At 35.9% G+C, this 18,340-nt stretch carries 19 protein-coding genes; 3 read left to right on the forward strand and 16 right to left on the reverse strand.

Translation table 11 applies throughout. The annotated features are described in order from the left end of the window. Position 1 precedes the first annotated feature (1 nt). Both yfmH and yfmF read right to left on the reverse strand, forming a co-directional pair. Positions 2-1,300, reverse strand: coding sequence for an EF-P 5-aminopentanol modification-associated protein YfmH (yfmH, locus tag CBF31_RS07640; protein WP_126831791.1), 1,299 nt, complete (start codon positions 1,298-1,300; stop codon positions 2-4). Further along, positions 1,300-2,604: an EF-P 5-aminopentanol modification-associated protein YfmF gene (gene yfmF / locus CBF31_RS07645; RefSeq protein WP_245977940.1), complete on the reverse strand. Its 1,305-nt coding sequence runs from the start codon at positions 2,602-2,604 to the stop codon at positions 1,300-1,302. The genes yfmH and yfmF overlap by 1 nt, the downstream gene beginning before the upstream one ends. Before the next feature lie 249 nt (positions 2,605-2,853). On the opposite strand from yfmF, the gene mscL reads away from it, so the two are divergent. Further along, complete coding sequence (gene mscL, locus CBF31_RS07650; RefSeq protein WP_126831792.1) at positions 2,854-3,243, forward strand: large conductance mechanosensitive channel protein MscL; 390 nt, start codon at positions 2,854-2,856, stop codon at positions 3,241-3,243. Between the two features lie 44 nt (positions 3,244-3,287). Here the strand turns inward: mscL and CBF31_RS07655 are convergent, their stop codons facing one another. The 11 genes from CBF31_RS07655 to CBF31_RS07705 all read right to left on the reverse strand — a co-directional run bounded on the left by CBF31_RS07655 (position 3,288) and on the right by CBF31_RS07705 (position 13,720). After that, a complete protein-coding gene (locus CBF31_RS07655; protein WP_126831793.1) occupies positions 3,288-4,256 on the reverse strand; it encodes a ribose-phosphate diphosphokinase in 969 nt (322 codons plus the stop codon). Positions 4,257-4,346: 90 nt separating this feature from the next. Then, on the reverse strand, positions 4,347-5,720 hold the full coding sequence (gene glmU, locus CBF31_RS07660) for a bifunctional UDP-N-acetylglucosamine diphosphorylase/glucosamine-1-phosphate N-acetyltransferase GlmU (RefSeq protein WP_126831794.1): 1,374 nt from the start codon (positions 5,718-5,720) through the stop codon (positions 4,347-4,349). Positions 5,721-5,745: 25 nt separating this feature from the next. Continuing rightward, positions 5,746-6,561 carry a pur operon repressor gene (gene purR / locus CBF31_RS07665; RefSeq protein ID WP_126831795.1) on the reverse strand — a complete coding sequence of 272 codons (816 nt, stop codon included), beginning with the start codon at positions 6,559-6,561 and terminating at the stop codon, positions 5,746-5,748. 146 nt (positions 6,562-6,707) lie between these two features. After that, entirely contained in the window at positions 6,708-7,544 is an 837-nt protein-coding gene (locus tag CBF31_RS07670; RefSeq protein ID WP_126831796.1) for a metal ABC transporter permease, read from the reverse strand. Continuing rightward, entirely contained in the window at positions 7,517-8,203 is a 687-nt protein-coding gene (locus CBF31_RS07675; RefSeq protein ID WP_126831797.1) for a metal ABC transporter ATP-binding protein, read from the reverse strand. Before CBF31_RS07675 ends, CBF31_RS07670 begins: the two co-directional genes overlap by 28 nt. 169 nt (positions 8,204-8,372) lie before the next feature. Then, positions 8,373-9,239: a 4-(cytidine 5'-diphospho)-2-C-methyl-D-erythritol kinase gene (gene ispE, locus CBF31_RS07680; RefSeq protein WP_126831798.1), complete on the reverse strand. Its 867-nt coding sequence runs from the start codon at positions 9,237-9,239 to the stop codon at positions 8,373-8,375. Between the two features lie 98 nt (positions 9,240-9,337). Further along, on the reverse strand, positions 9,338-10,411 hold the full coding sequence (locus CBF31_RS07685; RefSeq protein ID WP_126831799.1) for an ABC transporter substrate-binding protein: 1,074 nt from the start codon (positions 10,409-10,411) through the stop codon (positions 9,338-9,340). Next, complete coding sequence (locus CBF31_RS07690; protein WP_170167912.1) at positions 10,408-11,235, reverse strand: ABC transporter permease; 828 nt, start codon at positions 11,233-11,235, stop codon at positions 10,408-10,410. The genes CBF31_RS07685 and CBF31_RS07690 overlap by 4 nt, the downstream gene beginning before the upstream one ends. Before the next feature lie 2 nt (positions 11,236-11,237). Continuing rightward, complete coding sequence (locus tag CBF31_RS07695) at positions 11,238-12,047, reverse strand: ABC transporter permease (protein WP_126831801.1); 810 nt, start codon at positions 12,045-12,047, stop codon at positions 11,238-11,240. An 11-nt stretch (positions 12,048-12,058) separates the two neighbouring features. After that, positions 12,059-13,147, reverse strand: a complete 1,089-nt coding sequence (locus CBF31_RS07700; RefSeq protein WP_126831802.1) for an ABC transporter ATP-binding protein — start codon at positions 13,145-13,147, stop codon at positions 12,059-12,061. A 30-nt stretch (positions 13,148-13,177) separates the two neighbouring features. After that, the gene (locus CBF31_RS07705; protein WP_126831803.1) at positions 13,178-13,720 is read right to left on the reverse strand and encodes a helix-turn-helix domain-containing protein; all 543 of its coding nucleotides are present in this window, start codon (positions 13,718-13,720) and stop codon (positions 13,178-13,180) included. Between the two features lie 177 nt (positions 13,721-13,897). Here CBF31_RS07705 and CBF31_RS07710 point away from each other — a divergent pair, with 177 nt between their 5' ends. After that, positions 13,898-14,905 (forward strand): acrylyl-CoA reductase family protein, encoded by a 1,008-nt coding sequence (locus tag CBF31_RS07710; RefSeq protein ID WP_126831804.1) that lies wholly within the window; start codon positions 13,898-13,900, stop codon positions 14,903-14,905. A gap of 82 nt (positions 14,906-14,987) precedes the next feature. Next, positions 14,988-15,599 (forward strand): ECF transporter S component, encoded by a 612-nt coding sequence (locus CBF31_RS07715; protein ID WP_126831805.1) that lies wholly within the window; start codon positions 14,988-14,990, stop codon positions 15,597-15,599. 27 nt (positions 15,600-15,626) lie between these two features. Here CBF31_RS07715 and murB read toward each other — a convergent pair whose 3' ends face one another. The 3 genes from murB to CBF31_RS07730 all read right to left on the reverse strand — a co-directional run bounded on the left by murB (position 15,627) and on the right by CBF31_RS07730 (position 18,311). After that, a complete protein-coding gene (gene murB / locus CBF31_RS07720; RefSeq protein WP_126831806.1) occupies positions 15,627-16,526 on the reverse strand; it encodes a UDP-N-acetylmuramate dehydrogenase in 900 nt (299 codons plus the stop codon). A gap of 247 nt (positions 16,527-16,773) precedes the next feature. Then, complete coding sequence (locus CBF31_RS07725) at positions 16,774-17,472, reverse strand: class C sortase (protein ID WP_126831807.1); 699 nt, start codon at positions 17,470-17,472, stop codon at positions 16,774-16,776. Between the two features lie 2 nt (positions 17,473-17,474). Beyond that, positions 17,475-18,311, reverse strand: a complete 837-nt coding sequence (locus tag CBF31_RS07730) for a class C sortase (RefSeq protein ID WP_126831808.1) — start codon at positions 18,309-18,311, stop codon at positions 17,475-17,477. Positions 18,312-18,340: the final 29 nt, after the last annotated feature.

Here is an 18,340-nt window from a genome sequence, read left to right on the forward strand (position 1 = left end):
TCTATTTCTCCTCTTCAGGGTAAATATAAAAGTCGCTAATGCTTTCTTCTTTAATAAAGTTAGATCTGACCTCATGAATGTCTTCTAAAGTAATATCATCTATGACTTCAACTAAATCAAATAAAGTTGCTTCTCCATAACTCATTTGACTAAACTTACGGGCAATAAATTCTAATGAATTAAGTGATTGAAGATGTTTACCAAGCATTTTTTTCTTTAATAAAGTTAGCTTCTCCTCTGTTAAGTCTGGACTTGTTGCCGCATTTAACAAGATTGATTTTATTTCATTAGATAGTTCTTCTGGCTTTGCACTATCTCCACCAAAATCAGCAAAATGAAATCCTCTATCTAAAGTGAAATCATAACCAAAACTATCATCAATTAAACCTTCATTGTATAAACGTTCTCTTGTTATAGACGTGTCACCAAATAACAATTGGAATAATAGCCCCGCTGTCGTTTGATAACGAAGTAAGCCCATTCCATCTTCTGGTAAAACGTCATCCCCCCTAACGCCAACAATTACTTTACTTCTGTTTACTGGCATTTTGATACTACTTGTCTTAATCAAATGACCTTGATCTCCCGTTGGAGTTAGACGCTTAATTGGCTCTGATGATTTAAACTCTTTTCTATTTTGATTATCTCGAATTAGAGTCATCATCTCTTCTGGATTCATCTTCCCAACTACAAGTAAATTCATATTACTTGGGTGGTAAAACGTACGGTAGCATAAGTGTAAATCTTCTGCTGTTATTTCAGAGATACTATCGATTGTCCCTGCAATATCAATATGTAGCGGATGATTCGGATACATGTTACCAATAATCCCAAAGAACAGACGCCAGTTTGAATCGTCTTGATACATTTGAATTTCTTGACCAATAATTCCCTTTTCTTTTTCAACGGTTTCTTCAGTAAAGTAAGGCTCTTGAACAAAGTCCAATAGTGTTGTCATATTTTCTGATACTTTACTAGTTGTTGAGAAGAGATAACTTGTTTTAGTAAAACTCGTATAGGCATTTGCTGAGGCTCCTTGCGCTCCAAAGTTTTGGAAAACATCACCCGTCTCTTTTTCAAACATTTTATGTTCTAGAAAATGAGCAATACCATCCGGTACTAGGACGGGCTCCGTCTCACCTAATGGAATAAAATGATTATCAATTGAACCATAGTCTGTTGTAAATAAACCGTATGTCTTATTAAAGTCTTCTTTTGGAAGCAAAATAACAGTTAAACCGTTAGCCATTTTTTCTTTATAGATAACTTCATTGACTCCTGAATAAACTATTTTTTCCATTATTCTGCTCCTCCTGTCATAAAGTACGCCGCTTGTAGTGTCACTTTAGCCGCTACTTTTTGAATGTCTTCTACCGTAACAGCTTCTAATTTTGCTACCCATTCATCAGCGGTTATATTGGATTGCGGTAATTTTTCTTGTAAAAATGAAGCTTCAATAACAGCAGCTGGATTATCTAATGATAAGAAATAGTGATTTTTTAACATTTCTTTCGTTTGAGATAACTCTTCTTCTGAAATTTCTCCTCTAACAAGACTTGCCAATTGTTCTTGGATTAATCCTTCAACCTTCTCACGATTTTGACCGTCAATACCTGTTTGAACGGTTAATAACCCTCTAAAAGTATCTAGTGAACTCGATGCATAATAAGCCATACTTTCTTTTTCACGAACATTCATGAATAATTTTGAATGAGGAAATCCACCAAATAGACCATTAAAAATTTGCATAGCAAAATAATCTTCATCATAGTAATAACAGTTTGTGTTGTAGGCTAGATTTAATTTGGCTTGAGAAACATTGTAGGTTTCTTCTTTTATAATGACTTCATTTTTAACATCTTGGCTATAGAAGGCTTGCTCTACAACTTCTAAACGCTCACTAAAAGGCAACGCTTCAATCTGTTTTTTTAATTTCTCTGTAGATACATCACCAATAACAAAAATATCTACTGTATCTTCAGAAATCATATGTTTATAATAGGTCGCCAGGCTAGCTGGGGTTTCTTTCCCTACTTCTTCAATTGTCCCAAAACTTGGATATTTTTGATTTTCATCTTCAGAAAAATAAACTTCTTGAAGTTTAAGCGAGGCTAAACTTTGCTTATCATCACTTACTGATGCAATATACTCTTGAAGATTTTTTTGTTCTCTATAAAATGTATCCTTATCGAATTCTCCTGATTCAATAGCAGGATTAAATAACATTTCTTCAACGAAAGAAATACCTTCAGAAATAACATCTTCTTCATGAGGTAAATACTTGCCATTTACACTATTAAAAATAACACTCAGATAATGAGTCTGTCCTTTTTTACCCACATTAATACCATAATTCGCTCCATACATATCAGCTAATTTTTCGCTAACTGCTAATTGAGTATTATATTTTTTGGAACTTGTTTCTAACATACTCGCTAATAATGTACGTTTACTAATAGTTTCTACTGACAATGGTGCCGAAAAGCGCATCATCATACGGACCGTTTTATATTTTTCTGTAGGAATAACATGAAAGTTAATTCCATTTTTTAATTTATCCACTCTAATATAACTTCCTCTCTCATCTAAACTAAATACTCTCACCTATACGAAACCTCTTGTTTGTTCATTAAACGGTAATTAAAGGTTAGTGTTGGGCTCTTTTTATCTTTTTAGTTTTTTATACTAGCCCTATTTCTCAATTTATGATAGCATAGAATTCGACATTATTATACTGATAGTCACTGACAAAAGACTATAAAAAATTAGTCCTAGCAAACGAGAGGGCTCTTATTTTTGTCCTCCTGTTAGTTTTCTATAAGTTTAATATAAAATATAAAGGGGGAAGTTGTTTTGATTAAAGAATTTAAAGAGTTTATCATGCAAGGTAACGTATTAGACTTAGCAATTGGGGTTGTAATCGGTGGTGCTTTTACAGCAATCGTTAAAGCTATCGTTGAAGGTCTTATCACACCACTGGTTGGACTTGTTATTAGTTTATTCGGTGTTAAAAATATGGAAAAGATGTCTTACACATTCAATGGTGTAGAATTTGGATACGGAATGGTAATCAGTGCGATTATCACATTCTTCATCACTGCCATTGTCGTTTTTGCAATCGTTAAAACAGTTAACAAAGCACGCGATATGTCCGGTGTTAACAAAGAAGAAGAAGTCGAAGACGAAATGGAAGCAACTGAACAATTATTAATGGAAATCCGCGATTTATTATCTAAAAAATAAGCCAAACAAAAAACTCCCTAACAAGTGTTAGAGAGTTTTTTTATTTATCTTTTTTTCTCAAAAAGTGGACTAACTGGTTTGTTTTCGTGAATACGTTTAATAGCATCTCCAATAAGAGCACCAACACTCACTTCTTCAATTTTATCAATTCTATTTTCATCTGGTAAGTAGATAGAGTCCGTTACAATCACTTTTTCGATTGGTGAATTATCTAATCTTTCAAACGCTGGTCCTGATAAAACTGGATGTGTACAGCATGCCAATACTTCTGTTGCACCAGCATCTTTCAATGCTTTTGCTGCTAATGTAATAGTACCTGCTGTGTCGATCATGTCATCGATTAAGATACATTTTTTACCATCGACATTACCGATAATGTTCATCACTTCAGCTACGTTAGCTTTTGGACGACGTTTATCAATAATTGCGATTGGTGCTTTTAAGAATTCTGCTAATTTGCGAGCACGAGTTACACCACCATGGTCAGGTGAAACAACAACTGTGTCATCGCCAACATAACCATTATCAATGAAGTACTCTGCTAAAAGAGGTGCCGCCATTAAGTGGTCAACTGGAATATCAAAGAATCCTTGGATTTGGACCGCATGTAAATCTAATGTTAGAACACGGTTTGCTCCTGCTGCTGTTAACATATTCGCTACTAATTTAGCTGTGATAGGCTCACGAGAACGAGCTTTTCTATCTTGACGAGCGTAACCGTAATAAGGCATTACAACATTAATTGTTTTTGCACTCGCACGTTTTAACGCATCAATCATAATTAATAACTCCATTAAGTTATCATTGACAGGTGAGCTTGTTGATTGAATTAAGTAAACATGGTCACCACGGATACTTTCTTCAATATTGATTTGAATTTCTCCATCGCTAAATTGGTTTACTGATGATTTACCTAACTCTACTCCTACTGCATTTGCAATTTTTTCCGCTAACTTTTTGTTAGAGTTTAAGGCAAATATTTTCAGTCTTGGATCAAAGTAATGTTTTGACATTAGGACCTCCGCTTTCTTTTTAAGAAAAATTTTTGTTTTCATATTAAATACTAGTCATTTTCACGTAGAAAATCAAGTTATTCTAAAAATTTATTGTGAATACGGTAGTTTTTTAGCATATTGCTCTTTATTCACTTGAGTTTCACGTGCAATTGCTAAAGAATTCTCAGGAACATCTTTTGTAATCGTTGAACCTGCAGCAGTAAATGCCCCATTTCCAACCGTCACTGGTGACACAATACTTGTATGACAACCTAAGAAAACATTGTCACCAATCACTGAACGATGTTTATTTTTTCCATCATAGTTAACGAAAACTGTCCCGCATCCAATATTAACATTTTCACCGACTTCAGCATCCCCCACATATGTTAAATGACCCACTTTAGAATCTTTTTTAATTTGAGCATTTTTAATCTCTACGAAGTTACCTACGTGAACATTTTCAGCCAATTCCGCATTTGGACGTAAGCGACCAAACGGACCAACGTCACTACCATTTCCAACTGTCGCACCTTCGATATGTGATGAGATAACTTTCACATCATCACCAATCACGCTATCGATAATTTCACTATTCGCCCCAATATGACACCCCGATCCAATAACAGTGTTGCCTTTCAAGCTCACTCCTGCTTCGATTACAGTATCGTTTCCGATAACAACCGTTGCATCAATGTATGTTGCTTCTGGGTTAACAAATGTTACACCGTTTACCATATGTTGACGGTTTAAACGTTGGCGCATTGTTTTTGTTGCTTCCGCTAATGCCATACGATCATTAATCCCAATTGAATCTTTAAATTCTTTCATTTGGTAAGCAGAAACAATTTCGCCTTTTTCTTGTAAAATACCAATTACGTCTGGTAAGTAGTATTCTCCTTGAGCGTTATTATTTCCAACTTGTGCAAGAGCTTCAAACATTGCTTGATTGTCAAAACAGAATGTCCCTGTATTGATTTCTTGAACTTGTCTTTCGACTTCATTAGCATCTTTCTCTTCCACAATACGTTCAACATGACCATTTTCATCTCTGATAATACGCCCATATGAAAATGGATTTTCAGCATGTGCCGTTAAAATTGTCGCTTTAGCTTTTGATTTTTCATGCTCTGTAAACAAAGCATCTAATGTTTCTGATGTAATTAAAGGTGTATCGCCACAAACAACAAGTGTTGTTCCTTCTGCTTTTTCAAGCAAGTCTTTTGTCATTAAAACAGCATGTCCTGTTCCTAATTGTTCTGATTGTAACGCGTATTCTGAACGCTTACCTAATTTTTCTTTAACACTCTCTGCACCAAAGCCTACAACCGTTACGATTTTTTCTGGTGATAATTTTTCAACATTACCTACTACGTGCTCAACCATTGCTTGTCCTGCAATTTCATGTAACACTTTATATTTTTTGGATTTCATGCGTGACCCTTGTCCCGCTGCTAAAATAATGGCATAACGTTTTTTCATTTATAACATCCTCCTGTAAACTCTCTTAATTAAAATACGTTCCCGGTACAACCGTAATTGTTTTCGTTGAAACATCCACATCTTTGACACATAATAACGATTGATACGATTCAATCATACGTCTTCCACTGAAAGTTGATTCCGCAAATACTGTAATCCCGACTAATTCTGATTCAAATTCTTCAATCAAGGCCTTCATACCATTTACAGTACCTCCGCCCTTCATAAAGTCATCCACAACTAGCACTCTTGATCCACGTTTCAGACTACGCTTAGATAACTCCATCTTTTCAATTCGTTCTGAGGAACCTGACACATAATTCACACTAACCGTTGATCCTTCAGTAATTTTTGAATCACGTCTCACGATAACAAATGGGACATTAAGATGATACGAAACAGCTTGCGCAATCGGTACCCCTTTTGTTGCCACTGTCATCACGGCATCAATTTTTTCATTTTTATATTTTGAAGCTATAATCTGACCAACCTGGCGCAAAAGCTCTGGCTCTCCTAATAAATCAGATAAATAGACATAGCCTCCTGGTAACAGACGGTCTTTTTCTGATAAACGATCACATAGTGTCATTATCACTTCTTCGGCTTGTTCAACTGTCATATCTGGAATAAATCTAACTCCACCGGCAGCACCTGGCACTGTTTCTAAAATCCCTTTATTTCGTTCTTGAAATGTTTTTTTGATAATACCCAAATCTTCACTTATTGATGACTTAGCTGAGCTATAACGTTCAGCAAAAAATGGTAATGGTATCAATGTATGGGGATGCTCTAGCAAATAGTGCGTCATATCGACTAATCGCTCACTTCTTCTGATTTTCATTCTGTCACCTCTTCTCCTACAATCACTTCCTATTATATGATTTTTTACCCAATAAACCTAGCCTTTTTGCCAAAAATTACAAAAATTGTTCGTTTTTACAATCAATTACTCACCCTTTTAAAATCAAAAAAAATAAGCCTGTCTTATTAGACTGACTTATTTTTTTTCGATTGGTATAGATAGGCTTTAATTTTTTTTATGAGCATTACTAAAAAGAAAATACCAATAAAAATTAAAGTAATTGTCGCACCTGGTGGCGTATCTGCTTGGTAAGACGTTACTAATCCACCTAGCATTCCGATTAAGCCAATAACAACACTAACTAACAGTACTTGATTAAAACTGCGACCAATTCTCATAGAGATTGCGGCAGGAAGTACCATAATAGCGGAAACTAATAACGCGCCTGCTATTGGAATCATTACCGTGATGGCAACACCCGTTAAGACATTGAATAATAATGACATCCATCTCACAGGTAAACCGTCAACATGTGCTGTATCTTCATCAAATGTTAACACATACATCGGTCGTTTAAACAAACTAAAAATAATCACTAGTAAAATCAACAGCACACCTAGTATAACGACTTGTTCTTGATTAATTGTCACAATTGAACCAAATAAATACTGTTGAATTCTCATTGATGAATCACCTTTATTGGCATTCATCAGTACCAAGGCTGTTGCCAGTCCACCAGACATCAGTATCGCTGTCGATACTTCCGAATACGTTTGGTAAACCATGCGTAAATATTCCAATACAACTGCTGATACGATGACAACAAATAAAGTTGTCAGTGTTGGATTAATATTGATAAAAAATCCTAATGCTATCCCTGCTAAGGAAACATGTGATAGGGTGTCCGCTAACAGTGACTGCCTTCTCACAACTAAAAATACTCCAATAAGTGGTGCGATTATTGCCATGAAACTTGCTGCTAACATTGCTCGTCTCATGAATTCATATGAAAGCATCGCCATTCGGAATCCTCCTTCCTCACTAAACGGATGTGTCTATCCGCATACTCTTTAATATCTTCATGATCATGCGTAATCATTAAAATTGCCTTATTATGGTCATGAGCATTATGACGTAATAATTCATAAAAATCGCCACGAGAGGTCTCATCCATCCCTGTCGTTGGCTCATCTAAAATAAATAAATCAGGGTCCGTTGCAAAAATTCGGGCTAAACAAATACGCTGCTTTTGTCCACCTGACAATTCACCTACTCGTTTATTACGCATATCCCACATGCCAACGGATTTTAATGCTTTTTCAACATGCTGATGATCCGTTTCATCAAATCGTTTAAACCAACGTCCACGTTGATATCGTCCTGATTGAACCAATTCTAATACCGTACTAGGGAACCCCGCATTAAACGATGCCACTTGTTGTGGAATATAACCAATACTCAGTTTTTTTCCTTCATAATTTGTTTTAGCTAATGTGACTTCACCAGAGGCCGGTGTTAATAAGCCCAATGTATTACGGACAAGGGTCGACTTAGCTGCCCCGTTTTCTCCTGTTAATATAACAAATTCTCCTGGATCAACATGATAAGAAATATCTTCTAATACAGGTTCTTCACCATAGTAAAACGTGACGTTATTAACTTCTATATAATGTTTTGTCATCGTTACACCTTCATTTCTTCATCAATTTTTTAATGGTATTCTTTAAAACGTAAAGATTACGTTTTAAAGAATACCATTAATATTAGACTAACGTCAAGAAAAGCCTCTGAATTTACAAAAAAGTCACGAAAAATCTGTCTCTCGATTTTTCATGACTCTTTAGTTCTATCTAGTGGTCAACCTGACCCTCTAATGTTCTGACAATATAAACTTCTTCACAAAACCCTTTAACACCGTTATACACTCGTTGAGCACGTGAATATTTATCACAGAGCGCATAAACTGTGGGACCACTCCCGCTCATCAGGGCCGCATCTGCTCCAAATTTCAACATCTTTTCCTTAATCTGACCAACGATTGGATGTTTAGCCGTTGTCGCTGTCTCTAGAGAATTGCCGACACTTGCAACCATTTTTTGATAGTCACCTAAACGAATGGCTTCTTCAAGTGCCTCTATATCTGGATGATGTAAAGTATCTACTGCTAAATCAGTGAATATGGTCCACGTTGACACGCTGACGCGAGGTTTTACAACGACAACCCAACAAGCTGGCATTGCCGGTAGAGCTGACAACTCATCACCTCTACCTGTTGCTAGAGAAGTATTCCCCAACACACAGTACGGTGTATCCGACCCAATTTCTTTTCCTAATTCAGCTAATTCCTCCAAACTAAGACCTAACTCCCATAAACGATTAAGACCACGTAACGTTGCTGCTGCGTCTGTACTCCCACCAGCCATACCCGCTGCCACAGGAATACGCTTCGTTACTTCTATATGAACCCCTTTATCAATACGACAATGCTCCTTAAGTAAACTAGCCGCCTGATACACATGATTGCGACGGTCAACTGGTAAAAAACTACTGTCTGTTTCAATTATAATATCATCTTGAGGTAGTTCTCGGAAAATTAATTTGTCCGCTAAATCAATACTAGCCATGACCATATTGACTTCATGGTAGCCATCTTCTCGTTTATGTAAAATATCCAAACCAAGATTGATTTTAGCCGGTGCTTTTTCAATAATTTCCACGATAGTCCCCCCTCTTTGAAATTTGTAACTTCAATATTATACCTTATCCATAAAAAAATAGAAATAAAAGGTCGATGTCTCTCGTTATATTTTCATTTTTACTTACGATGCATTTTAAATTCTAAAAACAAGTCATTATAGATACCTAAGTACTCTGGACCCAAATCTTCGTACACTTGTAACTCCTTAATAACGTCATCCTTAGGATAAAATTGCTCGTCTTCCACAATTTCTTTTGGCAACAGTTTCTTAGCTTCTTTATTAGGTGTCGCATACCCAATATATTCTGCATTGATCGCGGCATTCTCTGGTTCCAACATAAAGTTGATAAACGCATACGCTCCCTCAATATTTTTAGCTGTTTTAGGAATTACGATGTTATCAAACCATAAATTACTGCCTTCTTCTGGTATAACATAATGAAGATGCTTATTATTCTCTAACATCTCTGCTGCTTCACCTGAGAAAGAAACAGCGACGGCACTTTCTTCATTGCTCATATACATCTTAATTTCGTCAGCAACAATAGCCTTAACATTAGGCACCATCCCCATTAATTTCTCTTTAGCTGCTGTTAACTGCGCCATATCCTTACTATTCAACGACTGATTATCACTATTTAAAGCCAGTCCTAGCACCTCTCTTGCCCCATCAATTAACATAATATTATTCAATAATTCCGGTCGCCATAAATCATTCCAACTGGTCATGTTAGCCTTATCGACAAACTTATCATTGTAGATAATCCCTAGCGTCCCCCAAAAATACGGAATAGAGTAATCATTATTAGGGTCAAAATCTAAATTCTTAAAAGCTGGATCAATAGCATCCATTCCTTTTATCTTCGAATGGTCTAACTTTTTCAACATATTATTTTTCATCATCTTCTGAATCATATATTCACTTGGGATGGTAATATCATAAGCAGTCCCACCCTGTTGCACCTTTGTAAACATCGCTTCATTAGAATCAAATGTTTCATAACTGACTTTATAAGACGTTTCTTTCTCAAATTTCTTAATCAAATCAGGGTCAATATAATCCCCCCAGTTATAAATTGTGAGAGTATTCGCACCTGAAAAACCTTGCGCTTTCTCTAATTGGTGACTCCCTAGGTAAAGCAGAGCAATAATCCCAACAATTCCAATAACTAATGACCTTAATTTTTTCATAGATGCTCCACCACCTCTCGATGAGCTTTACGACGTGTTTTTTGTTTCTTTGTTAAATTGCCTTGACTAATAAAATAATACCCTGCAACTAGTAACATTGAGAAAACAAATAATAACGCACTTAATGCATTGATTTCTAAACTAACCCCTTGGCGCGCACGTGAATAAATTTCTACAGATAATGTACTAAAACCATTCCCTGTTACGAAAAAAGTCACGGCAAAATCATCTAACGAGTAAGTGAATGCCATAAAATAACCTGCCACTACACCTGGTGTAATAAACGGTAAAATAACTTTACGAATAACCGTCCAATTCCCTGCTCCCAAATCACGTGCAGCATCAATCATCGAATCATTCATCTCTTTTAATTTTGGTAATACCATCAACACCACAATCGGAATACTAAAAGCGATATGCGACAATAGCACTGAAGCAAATCCTAAACTCAATCCTAAAAAGGTGAAGAAAATCAAGAAACTGGCTCCAATAATAACGTCTGGTGACACCATTAAAATATTATTTAAACTTACCAACACATTACGACTTTTACGTTTTTTAGTGTAGTAAATCATCATTGCCCCAAATGTTCCAATAACTGTAGCGATTAGAGCAGATAAAAAGGCTAACATAAAGGTATTTAAGACAATCCCAATTAAACGTTTATCCAAAAATACTCCCTTATAATGGTCTAATGTAAATCCTGTAAAATCAGTCATCGTACCACCTGCATTAAACGAATAAAAGATTAGATAAAAAATTGGTAAATATAATAAGGCAAAAACCGCCAATAAATAAAGTTTTGACCACTCAAATTTCTTCAACATTAATGACGGCCTCCTTTCTTCTTACGCTCCCCTGTCACAAGCATAATCGCTAACATGGCAATGATTAAGACAACACCGATTGTTGAACCCATGCCCCAATTTTGAGTCACCATAAAATGTTCCTCAATAGCTGTTCCTAGTGTAATCACTCGGTTCCCACCAATCAAACGCGTTAACATGAATAAGCTTAATGACGGAATAAACACAGCTTGAACGCCACTCTTAACTCCGTTCATCGAAAGTGGCACGATCACACGACGGAAGGTCTCCCAACTATTCGCACCTAAATCACGACTGGCACTAATAAGTGAAGGATTCATCTCTTCTAATGCATTAAATATCGGCATAATCATAAATGGAATTTCGATATAAGCTGCTACAAAAATAAAACTAAAGTCTGTAAACAAAATCTGTTTCGAGCCAATTCCAGTAAACATCAAAAACTGATTGATTGTTCCATGTGTACTGAAAATACCGATAAACGCGTACGCTTTTAATAATAAATTGACCCATGTCGGTAAAATAATCAACATCAATAAGAGCTGCTTATGTTTCATTTTATTTAAAATATACGCGGCTGGATAGCTAATTAATAACACGACTACCGTGATAATAAACGCATACCACACGGAATTTAACGTCATACGAAGATACGTCCCCGACGAAAAATAGTCTTTATAATTGGCTAATGTAAACTGATTATCAATCCCTTTAAACGATTGATAAATAATAAGTAGTACGGGAGCAATAACAAACAGCCCCAACCACAACACATACGGTATAGAATAAATTCGTTTTGTTTGAGTCATTGACGTCCCTCCTATTCTTCCTCATAACTTTCAAGACGTGCATCAAATTCCTCTTCCGATTCATTGTAACGCATGACATGAATATCTTCAGGTTCAAAGAATAGCCCAACTTGTGACCCTTCTTTAGCTTTACGAGTAGAATGAACCACCCATTCATTTCCTTCAGCATCTAAGCCTACAATTTCATAATGGACGCCACGGAACAATTGACTGTCTACTTTAATAATCAATTTTCCTTTTTCAACTGGTGTTAAGGTTAAATCTTCCGGTCTAATCATCACATCAATTGCTTCATTTGGACGCATTCCACCATCCACACATTCAAATGTTTTACCTACAAATTGAACCAAGTTATCCTCCAGCATATTTCCTTTTACAATGTTACTTTCACCAATAAAATCTGCTACAAAACGGTTAATCGGCTCATCATAAATATCAACTGGTGTGCCACTTTGAACGATTTTCCCTTTATTTAAAACAAAAATCTCATCGCTCATCGCTAAAGCTTCTTCCTGGTCATGAGTCACAAAAATAAAGGTAATCCCTAAACGCTTTTGCAATTCTCTTAATTCATATTGCATATCTGTTCGTAATTTCAAATCTAATGCAGAAAGTGGCTCATCTAATAAAAGCACCTCTGGTTCATTCGCTAAGGCTCTAGCAATAGCAACACGTTGGCGTTGACCACCTGACATCTCTGTAATTTCACGGTCTTCAAACCCTGATAATTGAACTAATTTTAGAACCTCTTTCACTTTCGCTTCTATCTTATCTTTCGGCACTTTTTTAATTGTTAAACCAAATGCAACATTATCAAACACATTCATATGAGGAAATAACGCATAATCTTGAAAGACAGTATTTACTTTTCGTTTATTAGCAGGAATATCATTTACTCTTTTCCCCTCTAATAAAATCTCACCTTCACTGGCTTCAATAAACCCAGCAATCAAACGTAAAATTGTAGTCTTACCACAACCAGATGGTCCCAACAATGTATAAAATTTCCCTTGTTCAATCTCAAAACTCACATTATTTAATACGGTTGTATCGTTGTAGCTTTTTTTCACTTGATCAAAAACAATAATGCTTTCTCCCATCTCCCTTACCACCCTTTCATGTCTTAACTGTTATAAATAGGATTCCGTGGCAACCAGCAACAATTTGCTCTTACCATTAAATTGATTTTTTATTTGATGCGTCTCTGTCGCTTGATAATAAATAGCCTCGCCTGCTTTTGCAAAATAGCGCCGAAGTCCTAACTCCACACAAACTTCACCTTCCATGACATAAGCAAAGGTATCAGATAATGACGGACCAAACTCTTTAAACTCACCTTTCTCCTCTAACGATAAAAAAATAGGTTCCATTTCGTTCTCATTCGATTCCGGCACCAACCACTCTACTTGATACTTCTTATCTTCATCATAATAGATTGTGCGTTCCGTTTCATCATATACGACTTTTTGCTCATGAGATTCCTCATTAAAAAACTCTTGAGGGGTTGTCCCTAAAACTTCTAATAAATTAAAAAAAGAATCCATTGAAGGCGAACTAAGGTCCCGCTCTAATTGACTAATATAGCCTTTCGTCAAATCAGTTCGTTCACCGAGTTCTTCTTGAGTTAAATTCTTTTGAATACGTAGATTTTTAATCTTACTGCCTATCTCCATGGTATCCTCCATTTCAAATGTGTAGTATTTCTAAACTTTTAGTTTACAAAGTATAAGTAAGTATACAAGCGAAATTCTCAAACTTCAAGCCTATTTTCTCACTTTTTAATCGCTTTTTAGCGGAATCTTTCCTATACTAATAGATAGATGAGTTATTATCCGAAGGAGGAATTAATTTTGACTACATTCAACGCCTTAATTTTAGAAGAACAAGACGATTCACGTATTGCGACAACTGTTAAATCCATCTCTACTGATTCACTTTCAACTGGGGATGTTTTACTTAAAGTAGCCTATTCAAGTGTAAACTACAAAGATGCCTTAGCTACACAAAAAAAATCAGGTGTTATTCACAACTATCCTATTATTCCTGGAATTGATTTAGTGGGAACTATCGTTGAACCTGGTGACTCACAATACCGTACAGGTGAAACAGTCATTGTCACAGGTTATGGTCTAGGAGTCGCTCACAGTGGCGGTTATGCCGACTATGCCAGAGTACCTAGCGACTGGTTGACTGCTTTACCTAATGGCTTAACAGAAAAAGAAAGTATGGCACTCGGTACAGCTGGTTTAACAGCCGCACTTTCAGTGAATGCGATTGAACGCCAAGGTTTACGTCAAAAACCTAATTCTCGTATTTTAGTAACAGGTGCTAGTGGCGGCGTTGGCAGCCTTGCTATCGGTATCTTGGTTAAACTGGGATACACCAATATCACAGCACTTACTCGTAAAAGCGAGACGGCACATGATTACTTTAAACAATTAGGTGTGACAACTGTTCTTTCTGCTCAAGAGTTCAACGCGAAACCTGCTAAACCACTTATGGCTCAAAATTTTGATTACGTTATCGATACTGTTGGCGGTAGCCAATTAGAACACATCTTACCTCAAATCTCATACGGTGGTAGTATCTCACTTTGTGGCAATGCAGGTGGTATTAGTTTTAATTCAACTGTCCTTCCTTACATTTTAAGAGGGGTTAATTTATTAGGAATAGATTCTGTTAATATTTCTTCAGAAAAACGTCTTTATATCTGGAACCGTCTAGGAACTGATATGAAGCCCGATAACCTATCACAATATATCAAATCAGAATTAACGCTAAACGATCTACCAGAAGCGTTCAGTGACCTTCTAGAAGGTCGAATGACCGGTCGTTACCTAGTGTTATTAAATAGCTAATTTCTTACTTGACTTTAAGGGCTCATCTCCTTATGATATAAACAATGATTTTAAGTTCAGTTTTTTATGATAAGGAGATTTTATGAAAAATAGACGTAATAAAACCTATCGCTTAACCATACGTGCGATTTTAACAGCATTAATTTTTATCCAAGGAATGGTTCCTTTTCTAGGCTTTATTCCACTTGGAATGATTAGTTTAACCATCGTCCATATTACGGTTATTGTTGCCGCAGTCACCCTCGGTACAAAAGATGGCATGTTTATCGGATTTGTTTGGGGACTAACAACCTTCATCAGAGCTTGGACAATGCCTAGTTCTGCTATTGATCCTATTGTATTTATCAATCCAATTGTATCCATTTTACCGCGTATCTTGGTCGGTCTTGTAGCAGGTCTACTTTTTACAGTACTCTACAAAAAAATAAAGACTCTCTATCTGCCAACAATTATTGCAGCTATAGGTGGAACGCTTACTAATACTGTTCTTGTTTTAAGCTTGATGGGCGTATTATATACAGGCCCTGTAGCTGAACATTTTTCAACAACACCGAGCCAGTTAATGTCTGTTCTAGGGTTAGCCGTTCTTACAAATGGTATACCTGAAATTATAGCCGCTGTTATTATCACACCTTTAATTGTTAAAGCTCTTTTTCAGGCGACAAGCTTGTCGCCTGAAAGTCGTAACAATTAAAAAATGCTCGCCGATGGCGAGCATTTTTTATTGTCTTCCTATAATTCTAACTTCTGTTTCTAACACAACATCAAATTTTTCTAAAATAACTTTTTGAATATGCTTAATTAACTCAACATAATCTGTCGCCGTCGCATTATCAATATTAACAATAAAGCCAGCATGTTTTGTCGAAATTTGAGCACCGCCCCATTTCAACCCTTGTAGCTCAGCCTTTTGAATAAGCGCTCCTGTATAATGACCATCTGGACGTTTAAAAACACTTCCACATGATGGGTATTCTAACGGTTGTTTCGATTCTCTTAATTCAGTTAGTTTAGCCATATGTGCACCGATAACTTCTTTATCCCCCTCAGCTAACGCAAAACGAACTGAAATAACAACTCCAGATTTTTCTTGTAACTTACTGTGACGATATGAAAAATTAAGTGCTTCATTATCTAATGTTTCAAATGTTCCATCTTCCCAGACAACATCTACTGATTTAACAACATCAGCAACTTCACCTTCGTAAGCCCCTGCGTTCATATAAATCGCTCCACCAATACTTCCAGGAATACCACAAGCAAATTCTAAACCAGTTAAAGTGTGGTCAAAAGCAAATTTAGCTGTTTCAACTAATTTCGCACCTGCTTCAACAACAAGCTCTGTCCCCTCAATAGACATTTCAGCCATATCAGCTAACATCAGTACAACACCAGCAATCCCTTTTTCACGCACAATTAAATTACTCGCATTTCCAAGTACCATGAATGGGATAGCTTCTCGATTACAATACTCAACCATTTCTTTTACTTCAGATGTATTTTTAGGAAAAGCAAGTACATCTGCCGGTCCACCCGTTTTAGTAAACGTATAATTAGACAACGGTTCATCAAATAATAATTTCATGTTTGGCAAATCAGCCATAATTTTAGTTTTATTCACAATAACAGTTCCTTTCCTTATCAAACGTCTTGTATATTCTATCACGCAATAGCTCACGCTGACTAGTGATAGACCAAAATTTAATCATTCTCTAAAAAGTTATCCACAAGCTACTATTTTAACCTTTCCACCTACTTATCCACTAAAAAACAGATAGTTATCCACATTTTTGTGGATAACTATCTGTTTTTCGGTGGATAACTCTTTATTTAAACTTATTTACTCACAATTAACACTGCATAACTTTTTAATCTTGAACACGTTCACCTTGAATTAATAGACGTTGTGCATTTGAGCCGTATGGGTGACATGTAATGAGTGTTGCTAAATCTTTTCCTGTTTGTATTTCTAGCATCTCTGTATTAGAAGGATGAATGATAACTTTTCCTATCACTCGATATGTTAATAGTTTAGCTCGCGTATGAATATAAAACAGGTCACCATTTTCTAATTTATCAACGTGTTGAAAAATTTCTTGTGTCCAAGACCCTCTATGACCTGCTATAACCGTATGCGTACTTTTTCCACCTATCGGAAGTGAGGAACCTCCGACATGGCCAACCCCTTCATACAACGCCTCATCTGATACACTTAAATATAAGGGAACAACTAAATTTAACTTAGGAATTTCCACCATTCCAAAAGCTTCACCTTCATCTAGGTTTAAAATTTCTTTTAAACTCTTCAAATTCTCTTTATTCTCTTCGAAGGGGTCTGTGATTTCCATTCCAGCTTTCTTTAATTCTATATCATACGTCTCCATTTTACGCTTAACTTCTTCTAGCTTAGATTTAGACTCAGGTTTAAATAACTCACTTGTTTCAGCTTTAAATTCTTTAAACATTTTATTATTTTCATAAGTATAATAAGTCCTTACTCCATGTGGAAATAATAAAAGTACCAAACCTGATAAAAAAATCAGCGCTATTATTACTTTTTTAGTCATACTTAGTTACCTCGACGTTTCTGTTTTAAATACCTTATGACAATATAGAGGCCACTGATAATACCTATTAAAATAGCTGATACAATACCCCATTTTATATACATTAGCTTCTTAGTATCATATCTACTTACTTTTACTTCAGGGGCTCCTTTTTCATAAGGAACTCTCTCACCTGTCACTAAAAGTCGATGAGTATTAATCATATAAGGTTCACATGTTAATAAAGTGACCTGTTCTTTATCCGGCTCTTGAATTAACCACTCTGTCTCATCAGGTAAAACAATTCGCTCTGTTGTAACCTCATAGGCATAGGTTTTATCTAACACATGAATGAAAAATTCATCACCTTTTTTCAACTTATCTAAATCTCTAAATAATTTAGCTGATGGCAACCCACGATGTCCAGTCAAAACACTATGCGTCCCTTTCCCACCAATTGGTAAGGCTGAATTTTCCATATGTCCGACACCTCTACTCAATACTTCTTCCGATGTGCCATGGTAAATCGGCAACGTCATCTCAATTTTAGGAATCTCTAGCGTCGCCATAACCTCACCTATATTAAGTGCATCGTAATAACTTTTATTTTTAGTTTTCGTAGGCTTTTTTTCAAACGGGTCAACAAAGTCTATTCTTTCATCTTTTACTTTCTGATTATAGCGTTCGGCTTCCTCTGTTAAGTCTTTTTTCTTCTTAGAGGTAAGTAACTCGACGCTCTTATCATATGTCTTTACCTCTTTAATATGAGTCGTTGTCGACACATAATTCGCTAAAAAAGGGTAGCTAAAAATAAGAAAACCACATACAAATACTCCAATAATTAATAGTTTCTTTTTCACGTTATTACCTGCCTTAGATAAATTAAAAG

The sequence above is a fragment of the Vagococcus fessus genome (assembly GCF_003987565.1).
Taxonomy (GTDB): domain Bacteria; phylum Bacillota; class Bacilli; order Lactobacillales; family Vagococcaceae; genus Vagococcus_D; species Vagococcus_D fessus.